The organism is Microvirga sp. GN3, from assembly GCF_055792825.1.
The window spans coordinates 1-7,613 of the sequence record NZ_JBVVAK010000253.1; the positions used below are offsets into that span (position 1 = coordinate 1).

The window sequence follows — 7,613 nt, forward strand, 5'->3', positions numbered from 1 at the left end:
GAATCACGGATCGCCTCGATCAGCGTCTCCGGAATGCCGCACAGGCCGAAACCGCCGGCCATGATGGTCATGCCATCCTTGACCGCTCCAGCCAGCGCTGCCCGCGCATCGCTGTAAACTTTATCCATCAAAACTTCTCCCTGTGAGCAGATTCCTGCCCTTCGAAGCACTCCAAACCGACCCGCGGCCATTAGGTCGCAGGGCAGGTCTGGCTCGAATGGCGGCCACCCTGCAACCTGGCCTCAATTTAGACAATCCCTTCATATGGATATATGGAAACGATCCATGATTTCGGTCTTGCCTGAGGACATTCCCTCATCCCCGCTTGCGAGGCAGGACTTAAGGTTTACAACATTCATCCCATGTCCCGCCGCGTTGTCCTCCTCATTGCGTTGATTTCGCTCGCCGTTCTCGGAACGGCAGCCTCTCCCTGGACGCTTCCAGGGGGCGGCCTTTCGGCGGCTCTGACCAAGCACGTGAAAGACAAATACGGCCTCGAGCTGACGGTCAGAGGCCGCAGCACCTTCGCCGTCCTCCCCATTCCCCGGGTCAAGTTCGAGAATGTCACGCTTCAGTTCCCGGATCGGGCCCTCAAGGCCGAGGGCGGAACCCTGAGGGGCGAGCTTCGCCTCCTGCCGCTTCTCATGGGGCGGATCGAGCTCTCCGACTTCGACCTGACAGAAACGCGCATCACAGGTTCCTTCCAGGCCCTGCACTCGGTCAAATGGACGGAGATTCTCAAGGACCGGTCGAGCGCGACCTATGCCCGGCGCCTCATCGTGAGCAAATCCACCCTGCGCTGGACCGATCTGAAGGAAGCCAATCTCGACCAGCTCAACCTCGTCATCCGCTGGGCCGACGCGGCCGAGCCGATGACCATGGTGGGATCCGCTCACTGGCGGGATGAGGTCGTTTCCCTCGAACAGGCCTCGGTTTTCCCCGATCTTTTGGTCTGCGACCGGATCAGCCCCTTCACCCTGACTCTCGCCACCCCCTCGGCGCGCATTACAGCCGAAGGTGAGGCGCAGCTCGGCGAAACCCCGCGGATCACCGGAGAGAGCACCATCCAGGCCAAATCCGTGCGCGATTTCACCCGCTGGAGCGGCGTGGAGCTGCCCTTCGGGTCGCTGCTGCGGGCGGTCTCCGTCGGCGGTGATTTCTCCATGGATCGCCGGCGCCTGTCATGGCCCGCCGTTTCGGTGATGCTGGGCGACGACAAGCTCGAAGGCACTCTGGGTGTCCGCTTCGATACCGACCGGCCCGTCATCACCGGGACGCTCGCGGCCGACACGCTCAATCTGTCGGACCTGTTCGCGCCCTTCTCCCAGGCCCGGACCTCCTCCGGCTCCTGGAGCGAGGAAACCATCGATCTGACAAGGGCCACCGGCACCGATCTCGACCTGCGCCTCTCGGCCGCGAGCGCCAGCCTCGGCCGCCTCAGCCTCGACGACATGGCCGCCAGCGTGCTCGTGCAGCCCGGCCGGATCGAGGCGTCCATCGGACGGGCCGGCTTCCATGACGGCAGCCTCAAGGGCCGTCTGTCCCTGGTGAAGCACAACGGTCAGGTCGAACTGAAGAGCCAGGGGACATTTGCCGGCGTGAAGATCGCTCCCTTCCTCGCCGCCATGGGCGAGCCGCGCTGGATCACCGGCCAGGCGACCGGGCAGTTCAGTTTCGAGGGACTGGGCAAGAATCCTGCAGATGTGATCCGGGAGGCCCAGGGCCGCTCCTCGATCGAGGTCACCGAAGGCGAGCTCGTGGGCATCGCCCTCCATGACGCCCTTCGCCGGGTGGAGAAGCGCCCGCTCCTTGCCTCGCTCAACTGGAAGGGCGGGCGCACACCATTCGACAAGGCACAGGCGCAGGTCGTGGTGAAGAACGGTATCGGCGAGATCGCGGAAGCCCGTCTCTGGGGACCTGACGTGCAGGCCGACCTGAAGGGGCAGGTGCTTCTGGCCGACCGCCAGCTCAGCATGACGGCGAACGTTTCGCCGGCCGATGCCCAGACGGGCCAGTCACCCGCCCTCGTCTTCAACGTCATGGGCGATTGGGACAACGTCGCGGTGTCCCCGCAGGTCCGCTCCCTTATCGAGCGCTCGGGCGCAGCGAAGCCTCTCTTCCCCTCCGAGCGCGTTCCGGCCAACCAGCAGCGGCCTCAGGCTACTGCTCAGTGAGCCTCGCCATCGTGCGGCCCCAGAGGGCCGCATCAGCAAAAAGTGGATCCGATTTTCCGTATCAACGATGCTCTAGCGCCGCGACCGCAGGGCCGAGCGCTTGCTGAGCAGGGTCGCTGAGATCACACCCAGCGTCACGATACCGATCAGGATCGCGGATGCCGCATTCACCTCCGGCGAAAGCCCGAGCCGCACCTGGCTGTAGATCTTGATCGGCAGGGTCGTCGCGCCCGGTCCCGCGTTGAAGCTCGCGATCACCAGATCGTCCATGGACAGGGTGAAGGCGAGCAGGAAGCCCGCCACGATGGACGGCGCGATCAGTGGCAGCGTCACGGAAAAGAACGTACGCAGGGGCGGCGCGCCGAGATCCATCGCCGCCTCTTCGAGCGAGCGGTCAAAGGTCATGAGCCGCGACTGCACCACCACCGTCACGAAGCACATGGTAAGCGTGGTATGCGCCAGCGTGATCGTCCAGAAGCCGCGGTCAAGATCCACTGCGACGAAGAACAAAAGCAGCGACAGGCCGGTGATGACCTCCGGCATGACCATGGGCGCATAGACCATGCCGGTGAAGAGCGTGCGGCCGGGAAAACGCCCGTAGCGCGTGAGCGCGAGTGCCGCGAGGGTGCCGAGGACGGTCGCCAGCGTCGCCGACAGGAGCGCGATGCGCAGCGTCACCCAGGCCGCCTCCATCAGCGCCTGGTTGCGGAAGAGTGCGCCGTACCATTGCGTGGAGAATCCGCCCCACACGGTGACGAGGCGCGAAGCATTGAAGGAATAGATCACCAGCAGCAGGATCGGCAGATACAGGAAGGCGAAGCCAATCACGAGCGAGGTGACATTGAAGAGGCTCAGACGCCGGTTCATGGCCGTGCCTCCACGCGCCGCGCCTCGACATCGCGATAGATCACGATGGGCACGACGAGGATGATGAGCAGCAGGATCGCCACGGCGGAAGCGAGCGGCCAGTCGCGGTTGGAGAAGAACTCGCTCCAGAGCTGGCGGCCGATCATCAGCGTCTCCGAACCGCCGAGCAGATCGGGGATGACGAACTCGCCCACCGCCGGGATGAAGCACAGGAGCGAACCGGCAATGATACCCGGCATGGCGAGCGGCACGGTAATGGTCCAGAACGAGCGCCAGGGCGTCGAGCCGAGATCGAGCGCTGCCTCCAGCAGCGTATCGTCCATCTTCTCCAGAGTCGCATAGAGCGGCAGCACCATGAAGGGCAGATAGGCGTAGACGATGCCGATATAGACCGCCGTTTCCGTGTTGAGGATGTCGAGCGGCTCGGAGATCAGACCGATCCCCATGAGCGCCTGCGTGAGCAGCCCTTCCGGTTTCAGAATTGCGACCCAGGCATAGATGCGGATGAGAAAGCTCGTCCAGAACGGTAGAATGATGAGCGCCACCAGCAGCGGACGATAGCGCTCCGGCGCGCGGGCCATGCCATAGGCGATGGGAAAGCCGACCAGAAGCAGCAGCAATGTCGAGATCGCCGCGATGCGCACGGAGGAGAGTGTCGCGCGGAAATAGAGGTCGTCCTGGGTCAGGAGCTCGAAATTCTCGAGATCGAGCCCGCTGAAGAATCCGGCAATGTCGTTCCAGTCAAAGACCGGCTTGTAGGGCGGCTGGGCCACAGCCGGGTCCGACAGACTGATCTTGAGGACGATCAGGAACGGCACGAGGAAGAACACGCCGAGCCAGAGATAGGGAATGGCCGGCACGAGCCCCGCGGTGAGGCGTCGCGTGAGGGAGCGGTCCATCATGGCTATTCCGCCAGGATCACGGCCGCATCCGGCGCGAAGGTGACATAGACCTGCTCGTCCCAATCGATGGGATTCTCGACGAAGCGCGAAGCATTGGCGCGGGTCACACGCAGGATCTCGCCGGTGGCGAGCTTCACGCGATAGACCGTCCAGTCGCCGAGATAACCGATATCCCACACTTCGCCGGTGAGCACGTTGATGGCGTCGGGTCCCGGCGGGTCGCGCTGGATCACCATCTTCTCAGGCCGCACGGCAATCGCCACGGCCTGGCCGGAATGCAGCACCTCGTCCGGATCGTCGATGGTCAGCGGTGCGTGAGCCGACGGCGTCTCCACGCGCCAGAGACCGTTCTCCTGCCCCTGCACATGGCCTTCCAGAATGTTCACGTCGCCGACGAACTCGGCGATGAAACGGGTCTTGGGCTGCTCGTAGATCTCACCGGGCGTCGCGACCTGGGCGATGCGGCCCTGGTCCATCACGGCGATGCGGTCGGCCATGGTCATGGCCTCCTCCTGGTCGTGCGTGACGACTACGAAGGTCATGCCGAGCTCGTGCTGGATGTCCATCAGCTCGAACTGGGTCTCCTCGCGCAGCTTCTTGTCGAGGGCGCCAAGGGGCTCATCGAGAAGCAACACCTTCGGCTTCTTGGCGAGCGCACGGGCGAGCGCCACGCGCTGGCGCTGGCCGCCGGAGAGCTGGCTCGGATAGCGCCGGGCGAGCTTTTCGAGCTGGACGAGGCGAAGCATCTCGCCGACGCGCTCCGCGATCTGGTCCTTCGGCATCCCGTCCTGCTTCAGGCCGAAGGCGATGTTCTTCTCCACGCTCATATGGGGAAAGAGCGCATAGGACTGGAACATCATGTTCACCGGCCGACGATAGGGCGGAACGCCGGCGAGGCTCTGCCCCGCCAGGGTGATCGTGCCCTCGCTCGGTGTCTCGAAACCCGCGAGCATGCGCATGAGAGTCGTCTTGCCGCAGCCGGAGGGGCCGAGCAGGCAGAAGAACTCGCCTTCGAAGATATTCAGGGAGAGGTGGTCCACCGCGACCGCATCGCCGAACCGCTTCGTGACGTTCTCGAAGCGGATGAGCGGCTTGGCATCGGGATTGGACCAGGGCGCGAAGGCGCGGCGCACGGCGCCAACGGACGCGGATTGTCGAGACGGAGGAGGCAAGATGTTTTGACTTCAACCTTGAACGAGGAAACCAGCGGGCAAGCTATGATGTTCGGCCCCCAAGAACAACAACTTAAACGCCTCGGTTCACCGACTTGAGAGCAGTACTGGGCGCAACCCTGCCCTGCCGGATCTGAGCCGTAAAGTGCCTTGCGATGGGCTTGGAGTTGGAGTACCAAGCACCCACATTATTAGTATGCTAATAATATGCCCACTAGGATAAAGATGATGACCCCGGCCAAAGCGATATTCTCCGAGGAACTTTGGAAGGTCAGTCGGAAGATGCGCACCCTGTTCGATGCCCGCGTGCGGGCCAAAGGCCTGACCTTGGCGCGGGCGCGCACGCTGATCTTTCTCAGCAAGAAAGAGGGCATGACCCAGACGGAACTTGCAGAGATGCTCGAGATCGAAGGCCCGACCCTGGTCCCGCTGCTCGACAGCCTGGAGAAACAGGGTCTGATCGAGCGCCGGCCGGTGGACGGCGACCGCCGGGCCAAGCAGATCGCCCTGACCACGGCGGGTCAGGAACAGGCGGCCCATGTGGACCGACTCGTGAAGGAATTCCGCAGCGACGTACTCAAGGACATCAGCGAGGACGATCTCAAGGTCGCTATTCGCGTCTGCGAGGCTATGGGCCGGAACATCGAAGCCGCAAACTGAATGGTGTTCCTCCCGTGACTGCAACGTCCGAAAGCCGCGCAACTGAGAACGAGAGCTCCGACGCCGGCCGCTCCGGGATCGAGACACCGCAGGCTCTGCCCTCCCCTCCGGCGGCACCTGCCCCCATGCCCGCCTTAAGGGCGGCATGCTACATGCTCGCCTCACTTCTCCTCGCCCTCACCCAGGGCTTGGGCATGAACCTCATTTCGGCGAACCTGCCGCAGATCCAGGGCGCGCTTGGCGCAACCACCAACGAAGCCACCTGGCTCATGGCCGCCTATATGGCGCCCAATGTCAGCCTTGCGCTTGCCCTCATCAAGATCCGGATGCAATACGGCCTGCGCAACTTCGCGGAGTTGAGCATCCTCGTCTTCGTGCTCATCACGCTCATGCATCTTTTCGTCGAGGATCTGCACTCGGCCTTGATCGTGCGCTTCTTCAGCGGCATTGCGGCAGCGCCGATGTCGTCGCTCGGCTTTCTCTACATGCTGGAAGCGTTTCCGCCGGCCAAAAAGCTGAACATCGGCCTGTCCCTGGCCCTTACGAACATTTCCCTCGGCGCGCCGCTCGCACGGCTGATTTCGCCAGACCTTTTGATGATCGGACAGTGGCACGGCCTCTACGTGTTCGAGATCGCCATTGCCATGATGGCCTTCGCCGCCGTCTATCTTCTGCCGCTGACGCCTCAGCCCCGCGCGAAGGTGATCCATTGGCGCGATGTGGTGAGCTATCTCCTCATCGCTATCGGATTCGGACTGACCGCCATGGTGCTTACCCTGAGCCGCGTCTATTGGTGGTTCGAGGCGCCCTGGCTCGGCATCATGCTGGCCATCGGCATCGCAGCCATCACCGTCGCGATCGTGCTCGAACTGAATCGCGAGAGCCCGCTGCTCGACATCCGCTGGCTCGCGAGCCGGGAAGTCGTGCACTTCACCGGCGCGCTCCTGATCTTCCGCATCGTATTGTCGGAGCAGACGAGCGGCGCCTTCGGCTTTTTCCAGGCTCTCGGATTGCAGAACGATCAGATGCAGGTGCTCTCCCTGATCATTCTCGCCGCATCGGTGACCGGCGGGCTTGCCTGCGCGGCGGTGATGAAGCCCGGGCGCGAGCCTGCCATCCATATGGTTGCTCTCGCGCTCCTCATCGTTGGTGCCGTCATGGACGGTCGCGCTACGAACCTGACGCGTCCTGCCGAGATGTATCTGAGCCAGGCTCTCATCGCTTTCGCAGGCGCGCTCTTCCTGCCGCCAGCCATGGCCTCAGGCCTCATGATGGCTCTGAAGAAGGGACCGACCTACATTCTCAGCTTCGTCATCGTCTTCCTCACGACGCAAAGCATCGGCGGCGTGCTCGGATCCGCCATCGTCGGAACCTTCATGACGTGGCGCACGAAATTCCACGTCCAGGATCTCGCCAACCATCTGATGTCCACGGATCCACTGGTCGCGCAGCGCCTGAGCCAGCTTTCCGGTGCCTATGGCCGCGTGATGACGGACAAGTCGCTTTTGAATGCCGAGGGCGCCGTCCTGCTTGGCCAACAGGTCAGCCGGGAGGCTACCGTACTCGCCTACAACGATGCCTTCCTGGCGATCGCGTTGCTCGCCGCCTTCGCGCTCGCAGCCCTGATCGCCCACGTCGCGATCCGGTCCATCGGCGCACGCCTCTCAACCGTTCCCGAAATTTCCACCGCCTAACACCACAACGATTGCCATGCTCAAGGCGGATTCAAACGGTCGTCGCAACATGGATTCTGTTGACCTGCCGCAGCCATTCGTCAAGCGCCTCTGCAGGGGTTTTCCAGCCCAGCGTCTTTCTCGGCCTTGAGTTGAGGGCGGCCG

General features: G+C 63.3%; 7 protein-coding genes. 3 read left to right on the forward strand and 4 right to left on the reverse strand.

Annotated elements, in window-relative coordinates:
* The coding region (locus tag ACS5Q1_RS45245) for a CoA-transferase (RefSeq protein WP_473104354.1) at positions 1-128 on the reverse strand (128 nt) is incomplete at its 3' end.
* A 234-nt stretch (positions 129-362) separates the two neighbouring features.
* Here ACS5Q1_RS45245 and ACS5Q1_RS45250 point away from each other — a divergent pair.
* Positions 363-2,174: an AsmA family protein gene (locus tag ACS5Q1_RS45250; protein ID WP_473104349.1), complete on the forward strand. Its 1,812-nt coding sequence runs from the start codon at positions 363-365 to the stop codon at positions 2,172-2,174.
* A 72-nt stretch (positions 2,175-2,246) separates the two neighbouring features.
* On the opposite strand, the gene ACS5Q1_RS45255 is transcribed toward ACS5Q1_RS45250, so the two are convergent.
* From ACS5Q1_RS45255 to ACS5Q1_RS45265, 3 genes are read right to left on the reverse strand one after another with little or no spacing between them, the layout of a single operon-like run.
* Positions 2,247-3,041 (reverse strand): ABC transporter permease, encoded by a 795-nt coding sequence (locus ACS5Q1_RS45255; protein WP_473104350.1) that lies wholly within the window; start codon positions 3,039-3,041, stop codon positions 2,247-2,249.
* On the reverse strand, positions 3,038-3,943 hold the full coding sequence (locus ACS5Q1_RS45260; RefSeq protein WP_473104351.1) for an ABC transporter permease: 906 nt from the start codon (positions 3,941-3,943) through the stop codon (positions 3,038-3,040). The genes ACS5Q1_RS45255 and ACS5Q1_RS45260 overlap by 4 nt, the downstream gene beginning before the upstream one ends.
* Positions 3,944-3,945: 2 nt before the next feature.
* Positions 3,946-5,115, reverse strand: a complete 1,170-nt coding sequence (locus tag ACS5Q1_RS45265) for an ABC transporter ATP-binding protein (RefSeq protein ID WP_473104352.1) — start codon at positions 5,113-5,115, stop codon at positions 3,946-3,948.
* A gap of 225 nt (positions 5,116-5,340) precedes the next feature.
* On the opposite strand from ACS5Q1_RS45265, the gene ACS5Q1_RS45270 reads away from it, so the two are divergent.
* Together ACS5Q1_RS45270 and ACS5Q1_RS45275 are read left to right on the forward strand one after the other, a co-directional pair.
* Complete coding sequence (locus ACS5Q1_RS45270; RefSeq protein WP_473104353.1) at positions 5,341-5,775, forward strand: MarR family winged helix-turn-helix transcriptional regulator; 435 nt, start codon at positions 5,341-5,343, stop codon at positions 5,773-5,775.
* Between the two features lie 125 nt (positions 5,776-5,900).
* Complete coding sequence (locus ACS5Q1_RS45275; RefSeq protein WP_473104355.1) at positions 5,901-7,469, forward strand: MFS transporter; 1,569 nt, start codon at positions 5,901-5,903, stop codon at positions 7,467-7,469.
* Positions 7,470-7,613: the final 144 nt, after the last annotated feature.

Excerpts from the sequence above, each read along its gene's own strand:
- ACS5Q1_RS45250 (WP_473104349.1), top strand. The coding sequence starts at position 363 with ATGTCCCGCCGCGTTGTCCTCCTCATTGCGTTGATTTCGCTCGCCGTT.
- ACS5Q1_RS45255 (WP_473104350.1), bottom strand. The coding sequence starts at position 3,041 with ATGAACCGGCGTCTGAGCCTCTTCAATGTCACCTCGCTCGTGATTGGC.
- ACS5Q1_RS45260 (WP_473104351.1), bottom strand. The coding sequence starts at position 3,943 with ATGATGGACCGCTCCCTCACGCGACGCCTCACCGCGGGGCTCGTGCCG.
- ACS5Q1_RS45270 (WP_473104353.1), top strand. The coding sequence starts at position 5,341 with ATGATGACCCCGGCCAAAGCGATATTCTCCGAGGAACTTTGGAAGGTC.
- ACS5Q1_RS45275 (WP_473104355.1), top strand. The coding sequence starts at position 5,901 with ATGCCCGCCTTAAGGGCGGCATGCTACATGCTCGCCTCACTTCTCCTC.